We start from the raw sequence: 15,851 nt of genomic DNA, 5'->3' as shown, positions 1-15,851 counted from the left end.
CTCGCTTTAGAGCGCGATACCTGAATACATTCCCCTATGTGGGTTCTATGCCTCGCGCTCTATCGATCCGGTCAGCTATCCGATAAGCCGCTTCCAACTCTGAGCAGCCATTCTCCTGCATCAGTGTCCAGCGCTCGGCTTTTTCCTCGGGCTCTGTCATCGCCAGGGCGAGGTAAAGACTGGGCGGCACGGCCCGGAACAGCGTTTCGAGCTTTTTCGACAGCACCACTCCTTCGGTGTATTTGCCCGGCTCCTTGCTGGCGGAGAGCAACAAGGCTTTCTGTGCCGGCGTGAGTTTCTTGAACCGTGCGATTTCTTCGATTTCCGCCGGTGGCATGTTCAAGCAAATCCACCACTCGATCATGTTGAGCATGGTCTGCGCGGCAGTGGGGAAGTCGGCAAGGTTTTGCGTCGCCAGCCAGAACCAAGCGCCGAGCTTGCGCCACATCTTCGTGCCCTTGACCACGAATGGCGCCAGCAGCGGGTTTTTGGTGATGATATGGCCTTCGTCGGTGACCATGATGATTGGCCTCCCCAGGTACTGGTCGCGTTCGGCTAGGTTGTTCACGGTGTTCATCAGGCTGATGTAGCTGATGGACATCTGCGCCTCGTAGCCTTCGCGAGCGTAAGTGGCGAGATCGACAATGGTCACATCGCTCTCGGGCCAAGACGTGCCCTCGCGATCGAACAACTCACCCTCGAAACCCTGGCAAAACAGGTCGATGGACTCGCCCATTTCCTGGGCACGCTCGCGACGTTTCTCCGGTAAGTGCGGGTCAGCGGCGACGCGTAATAAAGCGTCGCGCACGTCGCGGGTCAGTACCTGGTGACCCGCCGCGATACAGGTCTGCGCCGCATCCAGGATGCACTCGCGGATCAGGCTGCGGTCGGCTCGACTCAGGCGGGCTTCTTCCTTGGCCTCGCCGCCGGTGATCATCAGTCGAGCGGTGATTTCCAATTCGCCGAGAACATCGCGTTGGTCTTCGCGACTGGCTACCGCCTCATCGTCCAGCTCATCGATCGACAGACTCGCCACCTGATCCGGTTGCTCGACCAGGCGCCAGGCATCGACAAAGGGCGCGAGAGTGACCAAGGCGCCAGGTTTCAATTGGACCTTGTTGACCGACAGGCCCTGTGTCGCGAAGTAGTCGCCCTGCAAGCCAAACGAATTGCCTGCCTCGACGATAAACAGGCGAGGGCGGTACACGGCCATGACCTGCATCAGTAGGGTAACCAGAGTGGCCGACTTGCCGGCGCCGGTGGGGCCGAACAACAGCAGATGACCATTCATAGCTCGGTCCAGGCGTGATAACGGATCAAAACTCAACGGCGAACCACCACGATTGAACAGGGTGATACCTGGGTGGCCGGTGCCGGTGCTGCGGCCCCACACCGGAATCAGATTCGCCAGGTGCTGGGCAAACATCAGGCGGGTGTACCAGTTGCGCGTGTCGCGGGCCGGGTTGTAAGCCATCGGTAACCAACGCAGGTAACTGTTGCAGGCGGCGACTTCATCGCCTTCGCGTACCGGTTGTAGGCCCGCACCCAGTAGTGCGTTAGCCAGGCTGACCGAGCGCTGGTGCAATTGCTGTTCATCGTTACCGCGCAGGTAGAACGCCAGGGTGCCGCGGTACAGCTTGTGCTGGCGGCCGATGATTGCACGAGCCTCTTCAACATCTTGGCGGGTCTGGGTCGAGGCCAGGTTTTCACCGATGGCTTTGCGCGCCAGGCGGTTCAACTGCTCCTCAAGTACATCCTGCGGTTTGACCACCAAGGTTAGACTCATGACTGTACCTTCGGGTAACTGGTCGAACAGTGCATTCACCGCGTCACCTTTGCGGGTTTCTCCGGTGAGTTGACCAATCAAGGGCGCTCGGCGCAGCTTGTCCACCACCATGATCCGATGGGGTTGATCATCGAAAAACCAGAGCCCGTGCTGGACATCCGAGCGCGGTTCGTTGAAGAACAGCCGCTCGGCGAAGTCATGATCGAAGGGCAGTTCCAGCGACTCGCCGTCGCCCGACTCCGGATAGGTCACGCGGCGGTAGAACTCCTCGGGCGCTTCATCGGTGAGCCTGGGTGCCGGATTGAACCAGGGCACTAACCAGGCATACAGACCTCGGCCATCGACTCGCGTTGTTTGCACCCCGCATGCCTGCAACGAAGCAGCAATACGTTCGCAAGCCTGATGCAGGGATTGCACCGGGTTGAGTCCTGTCTCCTCAGCGTCAGACTCAAGCCAGCGATAGACCACCAGTCGCACCCGACGGTTATTGCCGCGCCAGGGCAGGCGCGTCACCACCTTATCCTCAAACAGACCACCGGGCTTGGCGATGGTCTTCAGATGACGGCGGCTGAGCTCTAAATACGCCTCGGTGAAGACCGTGGCTCGCGCGCTGTCCTGGATATAATCGGTGAGCCGGGTCAGGTAGGGGGTGAAGTCGTTGTCGTCCTGACAGAAAAACTGCGCCACCCACGGCGCTTGGTCCAGCTCGTCAAAGCTATCCTGCAGGGCATCCTCGAGGGCATCGCGGGCGGCCATCAACCAATCGGGTTCGCGCCCTTCAGTGCCAATGGGCAGCAACTCGAACACGGCACCCACCGAGCGGTTGTCATCCAGTAGAAAACACTGCTCGGTGTCGAGGTATTCGACCCATGGCAGGTGATCGGTGAAGCTGGGGTTATGCGCATAGAGTGCAGCTTCATCGGCCAAGGTGGCGCGAGGGCGCAATGGGTGGCGCCAGGCTTTCCATGCAGAAGTGCGGTTTCCCGCATCGCTGGTACGCACTACAAGTCTTCCTGACGTTCACCGGGTAATGCGTACTGCACCCGTTGGTAGAACGGAAAGACGGTCGAGTAACCCGGAACCGGTGCCTGCTCGGTACCACTCAAATGCGGATACACGTACAGCACCAGATCGGGATTGGGCAGGCGCGGGAACAGATTGTGGATCTCGTTCGCTGCGGTGCGCGTATACGGTTCCGGGAGAGACGCGGAGACATCTGCCTGAGCCAGCGGGCGGCGTAGCTGCTGCCGAGCCTCCAGCAGTTGCTGCTGAGTGCCTTGCGAACCGGCGCCGTTCCAGATGTCCAGCATGGTTTGCTCGCCATGGGGCAGAAGCGTGTCCTTGTCGGTGGAACACCCTGCCAGGCCCCAGCAGAACACGCTAATCCAGATCAGGTAGGGAGGCATGGTCTTTTTCATGGCGAACGCTCCGGCCCTTGGGCTCGTAATCGATGGTGATCTCATGGTCGAGGTGCAGGGCGACCTGTGCCGCCGGTGGTACGTACACGGCCGCAAAGGCCTCGCCATACAGCTTGTTGACCCACTCGCGGATGTCGCTGACCCCACCACTGAGGATTGAATTCAGCGCACTGTTGCCTGTGCTGTTGGTGATCCCGAAGGTACTGCCGCCCGAACTGATCACGCTGCTGTTGTTCTGCTCATCCCCGAGCAAGGTGGCGACACCGGCGCCGGCCGCCGTGATCAGGCTCTGGCTGCCGAGGTATTGCTGGGCATTCGAGCGGCGCTCGCCGGCAATGCATGGAATGCCATACGGATCGGACAGGTAGCCGAGTCCACCGCGGATCTTGTCGATGTTCGAGCTCTGGGTGGAGGCATTACGGCTGGCTACCGCCTTCGGCTGAGGCACCGTACGGATGGTGCCATCGGTAAACACAAAGGTGATCGACTCGACCTGTCCGCGTACGCAAGACAGGGTCCAGTCACCGGACGCCGTGCCGCTCATCACGGCCCCCGCGACGTCCGGCAGGTCGATACCGTTTGCAGTCAGGTTCTCCGGACCGACCAGCACCTTGAAGGGGTAGGGGTCGTTGACCGTGCCATCCACCGGGACACGGCCGATCAGCGCGGTCATGGCAACCGAGCCCATCAATGTCGCGTTTTCAGGAACGGTGTAGACCGGCTTCGCGCCTTCGGTACGATCAACGGATCGCGTCAGGTCACGCTCACCCTCACCCTCACCCTGGGTGACTGCACGTAGCTGTTTCTGGCTGCGATCAATGGCGTTGTCTTTCAAGCCTTCCAGTGAGTTGAAGGCGGTAGGCAGACTCAGTGCGGAGGCGGTCTTGGTTTTGCCTCGGGCGTCGGTGGGCGGAGCATCCGAGGGTTCAATCCACTGCAGCGCATCAGTGGCAGAGTGTCGTCCTTCGAACTGAGCCCCATCGCCCGGCTCTAGCCCCAATCCGATCGGCATGTCCTTGCTTTTGCCAGTCATCCCCGACAACTGCTCCTGCAATTGCGTCAGCAGACCGCGAGCTTGGCGACTGTCTTGTTCCGCTTTGAGCCGGGCCTCGTTGGCTTGTCGGCGGCCTTCGTCGACCTGTTGGGTCACGCTGCCCAGTGCCGTCTGGATGCGCGAATCGACACTGTTTTCCCGCTCACGCAGGCGGTTGTTTTCCGTCTGCAGCAAATCGTTGTGTTTCTTCAAACCAAGCATGTCGCTGCGCATGGCCTTCACCTGGCCGACCAGGGTGGCGACCGTGTCGCGTGGGGTATCGCCCGCAATGCCGAGCGACTTGGCTTGCTCGGCGGATAATTGAATATTGCCCTGATCAACTGGGTGCTCTGGAAAAGGTGTGCTGCCACCCGGGACCCAGGTTTTCAGGATGATCAGCACCACGCCCAGCAGCGCAGCCGGTACCAGCCATTTGAGCAAGGCGTTAGCTTTCATCGTCAGCACCTCGCGCAACGGGCGGGAGCAGCACAGCGTGTTCGAGGCCGGCACCGCGAGTGACGAGATAGGCGATCGTAGTGTCTTCGGCACTGCCGACCGGCCCGAGGAAAGCATGCTGGAAGGCCGCGGCGAACAGCTTGGCCTGAAGCCGACGCGGATCGAGTTGCACCGTCGCTGGACCACGATTGCGCAACTTCACCGCCGTCACCCAGTAATCACCGAGTCGCCAGGCGGCGATGGGCGTGCTGGACACGTTTTCGGTCGGCAGCAAGGTCGGCAGTTCGCTGCGCAGCTTGAGCGGGACGCGGCGTACACCGGGCAGGGACTCCACGGTGCGCAGCGGCGCGTACAGGCTTTGCGCGGCGTAGCGCGTCAACGCGACCGGGATCGGTGTGCGTTCTGGAACAGGGACGGCGCTCGATTCAGCCTCGGTAGCTTGCCCCTGAGCATGCTTGAGAATACGCACCGGCTCCAGCGGTTGATCGCCGGGCGTGGTCGCGATATCCAGCAGGATGATCTCACCCGTCGCGACCGATTGCAGTTGCAGTCGGGTCGGGGCAATGGCTTCCGACGCGCGCAGGTACAGAGTGCCGCCGGTGGATTGCACGCGCAGCTTGCCCGTCAAGGTTGAGGGCACGCCGACGCGAACAGCCTCATCGACAAATACCACTCGCTCCTGATTGATCACCAGCGGGACCGCGAGGGGGAGGCGTTCCCAATGCATCAGCTCGACGGCCTGTGCCGCGACTCCCCACAGCGTTAGTGCGACGGTGAGTCCCAGGGTCGACATCCGCTTCATGGTTCACCTCCAGGCAGGAAGATTTTTTGCGGAGTGCCCTGGTAGCAGTCCAGAGCCAGCCCCCACTTGTTGCGCTCGGGATCCAGGTCAAAACGCACCACGCGCAATGGATAGCGCACCACCACCCGTTTTACCGGTTCGGCGGCGTAATACTCATCGGCGTTGAGGTCGAGCGTGACCAGCCAGCTGTCGCGGTCGAGTTGCTTGACCCTGAGTTCCGGATCTTCGCTGTAGCCGCGGCCCAGAATTTCGTAGACGCCACGCACCCGCTGGCGCAACTCGCCGGCGGCCTTGCGGTACTCGTAGTCACCGTCGAGGAAGGCCTTGCAGGCGGGTGTCAGGTAGGACTGCAAGCCATAGATGGCGCGGCGATAGTCCTGCTCGCCATCCGAGGGCCAGCGGTTGAGCTGACCAAAGATGTACAGGGCAAAGGCATACACATTCTCCGAGGGGATATCCCACCACTTGCGCGTGCTGCCCGAGCGCAGATCTGGCGGTACATGTACGGTCAGATCGGTCGGTGCCGAGCGCCAGCCATACCAGAGTCCGGCACAGAGCAGAGCAAGGATCACTACCGCCAGACGCAGGCTGAAGATGTGTGCCTGTTGGGCATCGACCTTGTTCCGAAATCGGCTCATGGCTGCCACCGTGACAGGGCAGGACGCAGCCGACGTGAACGGCCGACCGTCCAGGCACCGGAGTGGAGGATCAGACTGCCGCGACCCAAGCGCCAACGGCTGGCGAGCATCCATTCGAGTTTGCGGTACAACCAGGTCTCGGGGCGAGCCCGTTTGGCCCGGCGCAGTAGCGTGCCACCGGCCAATAACACCAGCGCCATGCCGGCGATCATGCCGGTCGGCGCTATGGCAATGGAAGCGGTGGCAATCGCTAGAGGGACGCCCAGCAGCAGGCCAATGACGGCGCCAGTGCCGAGTGCTACCCACATCTCATCATTGGTCAACCCTCGCAATACGGCGGGATCACGATTGAGTCGCTCTGGAAGAAAGACCAAGGTGCCGTCGGCAAGGCGTTCGATAGTGTCGTTCATACCGACCTCACAGAATGGCGGCCGCCTTGGTCAGGAACCAGATGATGATCACCACCAGCAGGGCACCGATGCCGACCACTGCACCCAAGTCCTTCCAGGTCTTTCGTTGGTTTTGCACGTCGGCGTACACGGTCAACGAGTGCCACGCCACCCCCAAGAAAGCGAGTAGGGCGATCAGCAGACCGAGCAGGATGCCGCCGTCGTAGGCATAGTTTTTGATCGTCTCGATCAACCCGGAGCCTTCGCCGCGCGAAGGGGCTTCCATGGTGGGGAGCTCGGCAAAAGCCAGGCTTGGGCCGAGCACCAGCAGCAGTCCGATCAAGCGCTGGCTCGCACGATCACGCAGGTTGTTTTTCAGAGGGGTAAAACACTTGAGCATGGCGGCGATCTCCTGGGTTAGGACAGGGTGAAGAACATCAAAACCAGCAAGGTGAGCAGCACGCGTGCGGCGCTGCCGCCGAAGGCTCCAAAGCGCACGCTGCCGCTCGCCCAACCCCGGTAAGCCGTCCACATCACCCAGGCGCACCACAGCAAGGTCAGGACGAGAACCAGGGACAGCCACAGCGTCGAACTGCTCTGCGGTGCGAAGCCGGCGGCGTTTTGGAACGCAGCGATCTGAACGTCAGTCATACTCATGGCGAGGGCTCCGCAATCGGAGTGTCGAGGCGGTAATCACCGACCAGTTCACTGGGGTCGCGGGGTTGCGCACGGGAGGGGTACAGATAGCTCTGCACCCCTTGGCGGATGCGCTGAATGTCCTGGGTCAGTCGGGGGTAGTCGAATCGATAGCGTTCGATTGGTTCAAGGGTACGGGCTGCCTCCGCTCGCGTCGCAAGGCGTTCGAGAGTGTCGAGTTGCTGCTGGACTAGGCTGAGCTGTTCCTGTTCCTGCTCATGAGTCGATGCGGCATAGCCGCTGACATGAGCGATGGCCAGTGAAAGGAATAACAAGCAGCGAAAGACGGTAGTCGACATGATGCTGGTCCATGTGGAGATGGCGCCAGCATCAAGATAGGGGTTGAATTACTCAGTATGAAACGCGAGATGGGATGTATCGCTTTTTTGGAGGCGAGCGGAAGAAACTTACTCACAGATACACGAGCAATCGATTGGGCGAAAAAGAGAGCACAGTCTAGCAATCCTTCCCCATTAGTAATGTGTTGCTCATAGGGCAATGAGTGAATTCACTTCTGCTTGAAACGCGTATGGGTGACGAAGAGTCAATCATCGCTTAGCATGAGGGCGTTCACTTCTCATTTCCCTAACCTGAAGGAAGTTTCACATGTCTCGTTTGGCTGAATTTCGCAAGCTTGAACAACAACTGGCTGAACAGCTCGCAGAGCTCGAGTCGATGAAAAGTGACTCCGGTCTGAAAAAAGAAATGGAATTTGAGAGCAAACTACGTGCGTTGCTTGGCGAGTACGGCTTCAGCTTGAAGAACATCATTGGCATCCTGGATCCAGAAGCTGGTCGTCGTACCTCGACACCAATAGCTGCCCCCGTAAAGGCAGTCCGTAAGGCTCGCGAAGTGAAGATTTACAAGAATCCAAACTCGGGTGAGGTGATCGAAACCAAAGGTGGAAATCATCGACAACTTAAAGAATGGAAAGTCGAGTTTGGCGCAGACGTTGTTGACTCGTGGCGTACTCAGTAAGATCGGTTTGATGATCAGGGGGCCTGTAAAGGCCCTTTTTTATTGGTGAGAATTATAAGTCAAGAGTGCAAGTCTTGACCCAGTCCTGCACCAGTTTAATTGCTGGTTAGATCCTTGAATTCCGCCCAAATCTTGGAAGCCTACATTTCATCTGATGCTCTAATCCATAGTGGGAGTCGAGGACGACCTCTAGCAGCTTTATTTGCATCCGTATGGTGTGTCAGTTTTCGGCCGCTGGATAACTATCCTGGCATCGGGACATGTAAAAAAAAACTGGTTTTTCCGAATCAGAGATACTTCTTGAATGTCGTTGCCGTGATTGCCGTAATGATGCCGAGCATCACAGCACAAGGGAAAAACACAGCCATGGGATTGAGTGAAAAGGGTAGAGACAAGTAGATAACCCAGGGCACGATCAGCAGTGGTAACACGGCTCGTTTAGCTCGATGGTAGACAAAGCTACTTTCTCTCCCTGCGCCAAATTTACGTAGGTCCCGGCGTATCAGTCCATCGACAAAACCAGTGAATATGGCCAGCAGAAACAGGGGGATGGCCAGGACCAGAATGGTCAGGCGCACCACGAAGGTTAAGGTCACATACACTGCAGCCAGTACGAAATCCTCGATGCTCACGTATAGCTGATTGGTCCAACTCCAGAAGCCGTTGCCCTGGCTCGACACCCGAGCCTGCCGGGCAAAATCCGCAAAGCCAGTCTCGACCAGCAGCCACTGATTTAGAAAATCCAGTACTTGAACGATCGTTTGCCCGGGTTGTTGGAGGATGAGTGAAGCTTTGAAGTGCTCGCCGAGCCATCCCAATTCGCTATTCAACATGGCCTGGCTGTGTCGCCAACCCTGATCGCCCCAGAACAGTAGCAGACCTGCGAACTCGATGAGGATCGAGAACAGCAACGAGGCGATCAGCAATCCGATGATGCGGAGAACCAGGCTGATCGCCGAGATGATCAACCCCGGGCGCTGGACCGATTGTGGCGGCGTGTTCTGGACGGAAGTCGCCATCGTTCACTCCATTGCGCACTGCAGAGTTGAGTTGGGCACGACGTCTTCCGGATCGCTTTCTGTTGAGTCGAAACCTAGGTCAGGGTAGGGCTACCCCACCTGATCTAAATCGAAGTTTGTTGTTGGGCCGCCACCGCTTGCGCTCCACCACTGACCCGCCTGCGCGTTGTAGGCCGCCCGCATCCGTTGAGTGAGTTCCTGTAGGTCCTTGGGCATGGCGTCGTCGTTGGAGGGTTTTGGCAACGGCATGCGGACTTTCCAGAGCTGCCCACCGGCCTGGAAGGAGAACATTTGCCCCTTGGGCAAACTGACGATATGAGCAGGCTCGATCAACGGCACACTGGTGCTGCTGACACGGTCCTGTGAGGACGAGGTGAAGTCCGTGTTGGCCTCCGGATCGGAGGTGTCGGTCGCACCCGACACCAGGGTCTTGGTCAGCACGTTAACCTTGGGTATCTGCTGGGTGAGCAGTTCAGCGGTGGCGGTTTCGCGCACGCGGAGCATCTGCAGGGTGTTGAAGTTGCCAATCACCTGGCCAGCTTTGGCGCGGTTGCCGATACGTGCTTCGATATCGCTGAGGGTCTGGGTGTAGGCGGTTACCTGGATACCGGCGCCGCCACCTTTGTTGATCAGGGGGATGAACTCATCGCCCATCAATTCGTTGAACTCATCAGCGTGCAGGTTGATCGGCAGCTTGTCACTGCTGCTGCCTGATGGGGGCAGGCCATGGTCAATGCCGTGTTTGTAGATGTGGCCCGCGACCGAGACCAAATCAGCAAACATGGAGTTGCCCACAGCGGCTGCGACTTCGGCGTCGGTCAGCGCATCCAGGCCGATGTAGACGATGCCGCGTTTGCGAATGATCTGCATCCAGTCGAATATTGGTCGCGGGTCATCTAGGTCGGTGTAGTTGGGGGCCAGCAGTTGGGCGGTCTTGCCGGTGGTGAGTTTCTCCAGCAGCGGCAGCAGCGAAGCAACGATTTTGTCGAAGTAGGTGCGGTCGTAACGTACTGCCGAGCGCAGTCCATCCAGCACCGGATCGAATACCCGTTTCACCGCCAGGTACTGTTCGATGGCCACCACACGCTTTTCGCGTCCCACCATATGCCGGGGAATGTTCTTCTCAGTGAGTTTGCCTTCCAGTTGGACGATCACTTCCCAGGCTTTCGGATCGGTTTTGGCGAAAAACTGCTGAGCGTATTCGACGAACAGCGCGTCGATATTGACCACATGTCGCTGGATCTGCAGGTAGTCCGGACGCCGGCCGAGCTCGATCAGGGCACGGGCGATGATATTGACGAAGCGCCAGGCGAACTCACGGAAGGCCGCAGAGTTACCTTCACCACTGAGCTGCCCGGCGATGCGTGACGCCACTTCCGAAATGCGTCCGAAACGTCCCACCGCGTTGTAGCGCGCGGAGATCTCCGGCCAGCCCAGATGGAAAACATAGAATTCCTTTTCCCGACCGGCCCGTTTGGCTTCGACATACATCCGCTTGAGCAAGTCAGCATCGCCTTTCGGATCGAAGACGATGACTACCTCATGTTCGATGCGATGAATGTCCTGGGTGATGTACACCTCGGCGAGTCGCGTCTTGCCGACACGGGTAGTGCCGAGCACCAGGGTGTGTCCGACCCGTTCGCCCAGCGGCAGACTGACTTCCGTTTCATCGGGCTCGACCCCATGCAATAGTGGCGAGCCACCTACCGGGGGCAAAGGGCGCATCGGATTGAAGGCACTGTCCCAGGCCGTGACACGGGCCAGTATCGAGAGTGGAAACGGTGCATGCTCCAGGCGCCGTTCGAGACCACGGGCCAAGCGGTAGCTGGTCGGTTGGTCGACATAGTGGGCGACCGCCGGATCCTGGGCCTCGACCAAGCGCTGGGTGTGCAGGCGGGTCCAGCGAAAGCCGCGACCCATGAACAAACGCTTACGGCTGACCGGAATCTGGCGACTGGTCAGTTCGTAGCGGGGCAGCCGACGGATATTGCGCCGATAGCGCAACACCTCCCAGGCTTGGCGCAGACGAATCAGGCCAAACAGGGCATAGGCCAACGCTGCAACCAGACCGATCTCGGGTGACAGGGCCACGGCCCAGGGCGAGTACACACACAGCACAACGGCGGCGATGCAGATCGCCACGGTGTACAGCTCCACCGCTGGCCGGAGCTTGGACTCCATTGCATGGTCGGCCATGGCTTGGACTCACTGTTCCAGTGATGTGGCGGTGATCAATACGGGGTAGTGCTCTATCTGCAGGCGAGTGGCGATGTCGTTGCCGTTGACCGGCAGGATGGTGATGCTCGGAGCGGCTGCTCGAATCCGGGCTAGGGCTTCATTATCGGCCACTTCGACGGCGAGGCCGGCCGCGCCCATTTCCTGCAGTTCAGCTGCGCGTTGACGCAACCAAGCCAGTGATTGGGGATCCTCACCGACCAGGAAAAATGGCCGCAAGCCCGGCATGTTCAGGGCGCGAGGCGTGATTTTGCCGGGGCTCAACTGAGAGCTGCGGATGGGCAGTATCCAGGCTTCATCGGTAACCGTGGACAGGTCCGCATGCATGGCCCGATCAGGCTGGGTCCTGTTGTTTATTGGCGGTCTGGAAACTTGAAAATGGGGCCGGGTGAAGTCGCTGGGCTGATCCCCGGCTACGCTCAGTTCCGGCTGGGCGAAAGGTGCCAAGAGCAGGGTGAAATAGTAGGTAAGGGGGATTCGCTTCATGGTGGTGTGCCCTGTTCGAAGGAAATCAGCAGCTGTTCGAGTCTCTGGGAAAAGCCAGCACGGTAGCGTGCTGCCGGCGCGCCTCCTGCCGGACGGTGATAGCGCCCGGCAGCCAAGACCCAATCACCGGTGGCAGCGTGATGCTCCTGCAGCAGTGCGGCGGTCACCGCGAGATTTCGGTAGGGATCAAGGGCTTCGCAGGGACTGGAAAAGCGTTGTCCGTGGTAACCCAGGTTGGTTTGCCCGAGACCGACATCGACCCGCTTGGCGTCATGTCGGGCGAGTGCCTGAAGTAAGGCGTGACAGGCGGCCTGGCGAGTGGCGAAGCGGTAAGGGCTACCGGCGATGTTCAGGGTCCAAGGCCAGGGCCGCAGGCGACCACGGACGCGGATACCACTCTCCTGCAGGGCAATCGCGAACAACACCGTAGAAGGAATGTCGGCGTCATGCGCCGCCAGTTGGTAGGCAGGAGGCGGCAATTCGTCAGCTTGGACGGCGAGCATCGTCAACAGGAGCGCAATAGCACTCAGTCGAGGCGTTGCCATTGTCCGTTCACCTGTTGAAATGTGGCAGGCAATGGCCCCGGGGCACCCAGGTTGAACCAGCGACCACGGTCATGGTTCAGGGTGATCTGCCGACGTTGGACCCTTGCCGGATCGATGTCCGCTTGCCGAGCCCAGCTACGGATGCGTTCATCCTGGCCTTGGCTGCCCACCAGATAGATATCGAACGCCGTGTCACTGCTTTGCAGACGCTGCGCTTCGGCGGTGCACGCTGGGCAGTGGTCCTCGACAAACAGAGCTTGGCGCGGCGCGACCGCTGAGTTGGTAGGGGATGGGGATGCCATGCCCTGGATCGGCAGCAGCCCGGGAAACAGCTTGGCCCAGGCTGCGGTGTAAGCGTTCTGGTAGGCCAGTTCGCGCTCGGCGCGTTTGGCTTCCAGCGCTACCTGTAATTCGGCATAGCGCTGGCGTTCCTGGTCGGTCTGGGCCTCGACCCCGAGCGCGGTCAACGGATCGAGGTTCGGGCTCCAGAACCCGCGCGGGCCGGCTTGGATCTGTTCGAAGCGCGTCCACTCCTGCTCCGTCAGCCCCCAACTCGCCGCCTGTTCAGAGTCAGAGCGCCCCAGCGGAGCAGACTGCGTGTCCTGGGTCCGAGACTGTGTCGTGACGGGGTTGCCCATCGCAGCGCCCATGGCCAGTAACGAAGCGAGACAGACAACGGTGGGCAGTAGCGCTCTGTTCATGATCACTTCTCAAGGGAGGAGCACGGTCTGATCTGACTGAGCGGCCACCGCGAAGATGGCTGAGTTCGGCTCCAGCACTTTCAGGTGCCAAGTTCCGAGATGCTCGCCGCTATGCAGCAGTCGAACATCCATGAGAGCGCGACTGTCATGAGGTGCGATCGCCAGAAAGCGCTCACCCCCGCGGGACTCGACACCCAACACCGAGAACGGGGGGGAGAGCGGGACGGGCTTGGGGCGAGCGGCTTTTCTCGGTTTGGTTACGGAAGACGTCAGCGGTGGGTGGGATGACTGGGTCCTGAGGTCCAGAAGCTGCTGCTCGACGTGCTCAAGGCGTGCGTGTAGCGCTGTTATGTCTGCTGCGTTGGCGCGGGCTGCCAGACCATCGCGCAATTCCTGTATCTCTTGCGCCCACTGATCCAACATCGGATCAAGGGTATTGACCTGTTGCTCACCAGTATCGACCATCTGCTTCAGGTCTTTCAGCGCGTACTGCAGCTTCTCCTGTGCATCCTTGAGGGCGTTTGAATCACGTTGCAGGATGTCCAGGGTTTGTAGGTGTTGAGTGTTCGTGCTCTGCAGTTCGGCCACGCGTTGATACTGGTTATACAAACCACCACTCAGGCCGGCGACCACTAGGCATAGCAGCCCAATGATGAGGGTTTGAAACGTCGAGGCTTTCATGGGCGTAACTCCGACTGATCGGGCGAGACGGGTGTGATCAGAGCGATGCCGGCATCAGTTTTTTTCTGTTCGAAGCAGACCGAACGGCTGACATCATCGGTCGTGAGTTGCCAGGCGGGGCCAGCGAGCACTTGCAGCGCGCTGTGCAACGGGATTGGGCCAAGCCGGTAATGGGCCGCGGGCAGAGGGCGGGTAAACAGCACCTTCACCGACGCGGAAACAGGACAGAGCGCATAGCCCGAGCGTTGCAATACATACTGCAACGCATCCTGCACTGAAGGGCTCAGGCTGGATGGGATGTTCACGTCAATAATTTGGGCAAGAAGATCGCGTTGTTCCATGGTGGGCTCGGTGCTGACCAGTGTGTAGCGGCCATAACGAAGTTCTGCCGGATGCCTTTCGTCGGCTGTGGCCCTCGAGTGCTGGGCCCGATTGGAGCCACTGTCTATCTCTGGATTGGTCGGCAAAGGGTCGGGGATTTGCGCGGTACAGGCGCTCAACAAACCCAGCAGGCAGACAGGCGTGAAAAAACGCTCCATGGAAGAAACCTCATGTCAGATTCAGTGCAGAACCTGACATGAGGTGAAGGAGCGATTCAGTGAGAAAGTTGATTCAAGGTGGGTCGTGTTAACACTGAACACGTTGCTATTCATCGAAAATGGCGAGCCCATCCTAGACGGCAGCGTCGGGGTCGAAGATCAACAATCGCACATCCGTCAATGCCGCCAGATACAGTACGTTGACCAAGGCTTCCGGTGTGCCTGCGCCGAGTTGTTCTTGTCTCAAGCTCGAATAACGATTGCCCTCAATGTTCAACAAGTTCTCGTCCGTCCATGTCATGCCGATCAGTTTGCAACCGATACCGCAGCAATCTGGCAGCGTAAAAAGCTCGAACAAAAGGCCGGTTTGCCGCAGAGCGAAGTTACTGACCCACTCCTCCAGATAAAGCATCGATTCTTCGGGAAGGTGCGCGGTACTGATTTCCCAGGCTCGACTGTAGTGTCCCGATTCGAAGCTCAAGCCACGAACCATGGCTTTTGCCTCTTCCAGGGAGTACAGGTCGCCGACGTGATACGGCTCGTTGAGCATTTCGCCCATCACAGCGTAGATCACTTGGCGCACCAGTCCGGTGGACTGACAGCGTTCATCCAAATCATCCGGAATGGATTGGCCTTCGCTGATCACGGCGAAATCGTCATTGAACAGGCAGGGGAACAGTTGCAGCGTCGGGCAGATGGGTCTGTGCGTCGTGTACGGGTCGAAAGCAGGGAGTGCAGTCGTCTTCGTAGGTGATCAGTAGCAGCCGTTCGATATGAAGGTTGTCGTAACCGCGAGCAAATGGGTTGGAGGCCGTCAGCAGGGCTGCAGCTTGGTGCGTGGGGTTCATGAAGGTTCTCCAGAATGATAATGGACAAGGCGCCCGAAGACGCCTGTGAGGGTTAAAGCCAGCCATGTTCGGCAAGAGAAAGTGGACGACCTTCACCCACGATGAAGTGATCCAGTACGCGCACTTCGATCAAGGCCAAGCCCTCTTTCAGCCGTGCGGTCAAGACGTGATCCGCCTGGCTGGGTTCTGTACAACCTGAGGGGTGGTTATGAACAAAAATGGCGGCCGCGGCGTTATGCGCTAGGGAACGCTTAACGACTTGGCGGGGGTAAACGGCGGCGCCATCAATGCTGCCGTGAAAGAGGACTTCGAACGCCAACACCCGGTGCTGGGCATCGAGAAATATCACACCGAAGACTTCATGCTCTTGTTGCACAAGATGCAGTTTTAGGTATGAAGCCACGGCGTCAGGCGACATCAGGTTAGGGCCGCGGGCGAACAGCCGACGATCCAGAATATGCAGTGCTTCGTCGATCACCTGGTTTTCTTGGACGATACGATCAGCCTCGAAATCCGAGGTCTCAATCAGTGTGAGTTGTGTGCTCATGGTGGTACCTCCGAAGGGAACAATCAGGGGTACACGCCCGAGGGGTGTGTTGTC

General features: G+C 59.2%; 18 protein-coding genes and 1 pseudogene. 1 reads left to right on the top strand and 18 read right to left on the bottom strand.

Going from position 1 to position 15,851, the window contains the following annotated elements:
* Positions 1-34 precede the first annotated feature (34 nt).
* The 9 genes from HCF10_RS05570 to HCF10_RS05530 are packed head-to-tail and all read right to left on the bottom strand — an operon-like array spanning position 35 to position 7,517.
* Positions 35-2,788 (bottom strand): conjugative transfer ATPase, encoded by a 2,754-nt coding sequence (locus tag HCF10_RS05570; RefSeq protein WP_167655009.1) that lies wholly within the window; start codon positions 2,786-2,788, stop codon positions 35-37.
* Positions 2,788-3,204, bottom strand: coding sequence for a TIGR03751 family conjugal transfer lipoprotein (locus HCF10_RS05565; protein ID WP_167655008.1), 417 nt, complete (start codon positions 3,202-3,204; stop codon positions 2,788-2,790). Before HCF10_RS05565 ends, HCF10_RS05570 begins: the two co-directional genes overlap by 1 nt.
* Positions 3,167-4,693 carry a TIGR03752 family integrating conjugative element protein gene (locus HCF10_RS05560; RefSeq protein ID WP_167655007.1) on the bottom strand — a complete coding sequence of 509 codons (1,527 nt, stop codon included), beginning with the start codon at positions 4,691-4,693 and terminating at the stop codon, positions 3,167-3,169. The genes HCF10_RS05565 and HCF10_RS05560 overlap by 38 nt, the downstream gene beginning before the upstream one ends.
* Complete coding sequence (locus tag HCF10_RS05555) at positions 4,683-5,495, bottom strand: TIGR03749 family integrating conjugative element protein (RefSeq protein ID WP_167655006.1); 813 nt, start codon at positions 5,493-5,495, stop codon at positions 4,683-4,685. Before HCF10_RS05555 ends, HCF10_RS05560 begins: the two co-directional genes overlap by 11 nt.
* Entirely contained in the window at positions 5,492-6,133 is a 642-nt protein-coding gene (locus HCF10_RS05550) for a PFL_4703 family integrating conjugative element protein (RefSeq protein ID WP_074844893.1), read from the bottom strand. Before HCF10_RS05550 ends, HCF10_RS05555 begins: the two co-directional genes overlap by 4 nt.
* Positions 6,130-6,543: a TIGR03750 family conjugal transfer protein gene (locus HCF10_RS05545; RefSeq protein ID WP_167655005.1), complete on the bottom strand. Its 414-nt coding sequence runs from the start codon at positions 6,541-6,543 to the stop codon at positions 6,130-6,132. The genes HCF10_RS05550 and HCF10_RS05545 overlap by 4 nt, the downstream gene beginning before the upstream one ends.
* A 7-nt stretch (positions 6,544-6,550) precedes the next feature.
* On the bottom strand, positions 6,551-6,922 hold the full coding sequence (locus HCF10_RS05540) for a TIGR03745 family integrating conjugative element membrane protein (RefSeq protein ID WP_020300904.1): 372 nt from the start codon (positions 6,920-6,922) through the stop codon (positions 6,551-6,553).
* Positions 6,923-6,939: 17 nt separating this feature from the next.
* The gene (locus tag HCF10_RS05535; protein ID WP_029290855.1) at positions 6,940-7,179 is read right to left on the bottom strand and encodes a TIGR03758 family integrating conjugative element protein; all 240 of its coding nucleotides are present in this window, start codon (positions 7,177-7,179) and stop codon (positions 6,940-6,942) included.
* Positions 7,176-7,517: an integrative conjugative element protein, RAQPRD family gene (locus HCF10_RS05530; RefSeq protein ID WP_029290858.1), complete on the bottom strand. Its 342-nt coding sequence runs from the start codon at positions 7,515-7,517 to the stop codon at positions 7,176-7,178. Before HCF10_RS05530 ends, HCF10_RS05535 begins: the two co-directional genes overlap by 4 nt.
* Before the next feature lie 307 nt (positions 7,518-7,824).
* Here HCF10_RS05530 and HCF10_RS05525 point away from each other — a divergent pair, with 307 nt between their 5' ends.
* Positions 7,825-8,196 carry a histone-like nucleoid-structuring protein, MvaT/MvaU family gene (locus HCF10_RS05525; protein WP_029290860.1) on the top strand — a complete coding sequence of 124 codons (372 nt, stop codon included), beginning with the start codon at positions 7,825-7,827 and terminating at the stop codon, positions 8,194-8,196.
* A 287-nt stretch (positions 8,197-8,483) separates the two neighbouring features.
* On the opposite strand, the gene HCF10_RS05520 is transcribed toward HCF10_RS05525, so the two are convergent.
* The 9 genes and pseudogenes from HCF10_RS05520 to radC all read right to left on the bottom strand — a co-directional run bounded on the left by HCF10_RS05520 (position 8,484) and on the right by radC (position 15,797).
* Positions 8,484-9,215 (bottom strand): TIGR03747 family integrating conjugative element membrane protein, encoded by a 732-nt coding sequence (locus tag HCF10_RS05520; protein WP_167655004.1) that lies wholly within the window; start codon positions 9,213-9,215, stop codon positions 8,484-8,486.
* Between the two features lie 90 nt (positions 9,216-9,305).
* The gene (traD, locus tag HCF10_RS05515; RefSeq protein WP_029290864.1) at positions 9,306-11,411 is read right to left on the bottom strand and encodes a type IV conjugative transfer system coupling protein TraD; all 2,106 of its coding nucleotides are present in this window, start codon (positions 11,409-11,411) and stop codon (positions 9,306-9,308) included.
* A gap of 9 nt (positions 11,412-11,420) precedes the next feature.
* Positions 11,421-11,936: an integrating conjugative element protein gene (locus HCF10_RS05510; RefSeq protein WP_167655003.1), complete on the bottom strand. Its 516-nt coding sequence runs from the start codon at positions 11,934-11,936 to the stop codon at positions 11,421-11,423.
* Positions 11,933-12,481: a lytic transglycosylase gene (locus HCF10_RS05505; RefSeq protein ID WP_029290868.1), complete on the bottom strand. Its 549-nt coding sequence runs from the start codon at positions 12,479-12,481 to the stop codon at positions 11,933-11,935. Before HCF10_RS05505 ends, HCF10_RS05510 begins: the two co-directional genes overlap by 4 nt.
* Positions 12,463-13,182 carry a TIGR03759 family integrating conjugative element protein gene (locus HCF10_RS05500; RefSeq protein ID WP_029290870.1) on the bottom strand — a complete coding sequence of 240 codons (720 nt, stop codon included), beginning with the start codon at positions 13,180-13,182 and terminating at the stop codon, positions 12,463-12,465. Before HCF10_RS05500 ends, HCF10_RS05505 begins: the two co-directional genes overlap by 19 nt.
* Before the next feature lie 9 nt (positions 13,183-13,191).
* Positions 13,192-13,863, bottom strand: coding sequence for a chemotaxis protein (locus HCF10_RS05495; RefSeq protein ID WP_029290872.1), 672 nt, complete (start codon positions 13,861-13,863; stop codon positions 13,192-13,194).
* Positions 13,860-14,402, bottom strand: coding sequence for a PFGI-1 class ICE element type IV pilus protein PilL2 (gene pilL2, locus HCF10_RS05490; protein WP_029290874.1), 543 nt, complete (start codon positions 14,400-14,402; stop codon positions 13,860-13,862). Before pilL2 ends, HCF10_RS05495 begins: the two co-directional genes overlap by 4 nt.
* Before the next feature lie 133 nt (positions 14,403-14,535).
* Positions 14,536-15,250, bottom strand: a pseudogene (locus tag HCF10_RS05485) (DUF5983 family protein).
* 52 nt (positions 15,251-15,302) lie between these two features.
* A complete protein-coding gene (radC, locus tag HCF10_RS05480) occupies positions 15,303-15,797 on the bottom strand; it encodes a RadC family protein (RefSeq protein WP_029290876.1) in 495 nt (164 codons plus the stop codon).
* Between the last annotated feature and the right edge of the window lie 54 nt (positions 15,798-15,851).

It is taken from the genome of Pseudomonas sp. B14(2022) (assembly GCF_012030485.1).
In the GTDB taxonomy this organism is placed as follows: domain Bacteria; phylum Pseudomonadota; class Gammaproteobacteria; order Pseudomonadales; family Pseudomonadaceae; genus Aquipseudomonas.
Note: the sequence above shows the minus strand (reverse complement) of the source record. Positions and strands in the feature narration are given on the sequence as shown.

Excerpts from the sequence above, each read along its gene's own strand:
- HCF10_RS05565 (WP_167655008.1), bottom strand. The coding sequence starts at position 3,204 with ATGAAAAAGACCATGCCTCCCTACCTGATCTGGATTAGCGTGTTCTGC.
- HCF10_RS05560 (WP_167655007.1), bottom strand. The coding sequence starts at position 4,693 with ATGAAAGCTAACGCCTTGCTCAAATGGCTGGTACCGGCTGCGCTGCTG.
- HCF10_RS05555 (WP_167655006.1), bottom strand. The coding sequence starts at position 5,495 with ATGAAGCGGATGTCGACCCTGGGACTCACCGTCGCACTAACGCTGTGG.
- HCF10_RS05550 (WP_074844893.1), bottom strand. The coding sequence starts at position 6,133 with ATGAGCCGATTTCGGAACAAGGTCGATGCCCAACAGGCACACATCTTC.
- HCF10_RS05545 (WP_167655005.1), bottom strand. The coding sequence starts at position 6,543 with ATGAACGACACTATCGAACGCCTTGCCGACGGCACCTTGGTCTTTCTT.
- HCF10_RS05540 (WP_020300904.1), bottom strand. The coding sequence starts at position 6,922 with ATGCTCAAGTGTTTTACCCCTCTGAAAAACAACCTGCGTGATCGTGCG.
- HCF10_RS05535 (WP_029290855.1), bottom strand. The coding sequence starts at position 7,179 with ATGAGTATGACTGACGTTCAGATCGCTGCGTTCCAAAACGCCGCCGGC.
- HCF10_RS05530 (WP_029290858.1), bottom strand. The coding sequence starts at position 7,517 with ATGTCGACTACCGTCTTTCGCTGCTTGTTATTCCTTTCACTGGCCATC.
- HCF10_RS05525 (WP_029290860.1), top strand. The coding sequence starts at position 7,825 with ATGTCTCGTTTGGCTGAATTTCGCAAGCTTGAACAACAACTGGCTGAA.
- HCF10_RS05520 (WP_167655004.1), bottom strand. The coding sequence starts at position 9,215 with ATGGCGACTTCCGTCCAGAACACGCCGCCACAATCGGTCCAGCGCCCG.
- traD (WP_029290864.1), bottom strand. The coding sequence starts at position 11,411 with ATGGCCGACCATGCAATGGAGTCCAAGCTCCGGCCAGCGGTGGAGCTG.
- HCF10_RS05510 (WP_167655003.1), bottom strand. The coding sequence starts at position 11,936 with ATGAAGCGAATCCCCCTTACCTACTATTTCACCCTGCTCTTGGCACCT.
- HCF10_RS05505 (WP_029290868.1), bottom strand. The coding sequence starts at position 12,481 with ATGGCAACGCCTCGACTGAGTGCTATTGCGCTCCTGTTGACGATGCTC.
- HCF10_RS05500 (WP_029290870.1), bottom strand. The coding sequence starts at position 13,182 with ATGAACAGAGCGCTACTGCCCACCGTTGTCTGTCTCGCTTCGTTACTG.
- HCF10_RS05495 (WP_029290872.1), bottom strand. The coding sequence starts at position 13,863 with ATGAAAGCCTCGACGTTTCAAACCCTCATCATTGGGCTGCTATGCCTA.
- pilL2 (WP_029290874.1), bottom strand. The coding sequence starts at position 14,402 with ATGGAGCGTTTTTTCACGCCTGTCTGCCTGCTGGGTTTGTTGAGCGCC.
- radC (WP_029290876.1), bottom strand. The coding sequence starts at position 15,797 with ATGAGCACACAACTCACACTGATTGAGACCTCGGATTTCGAGGCTGAT.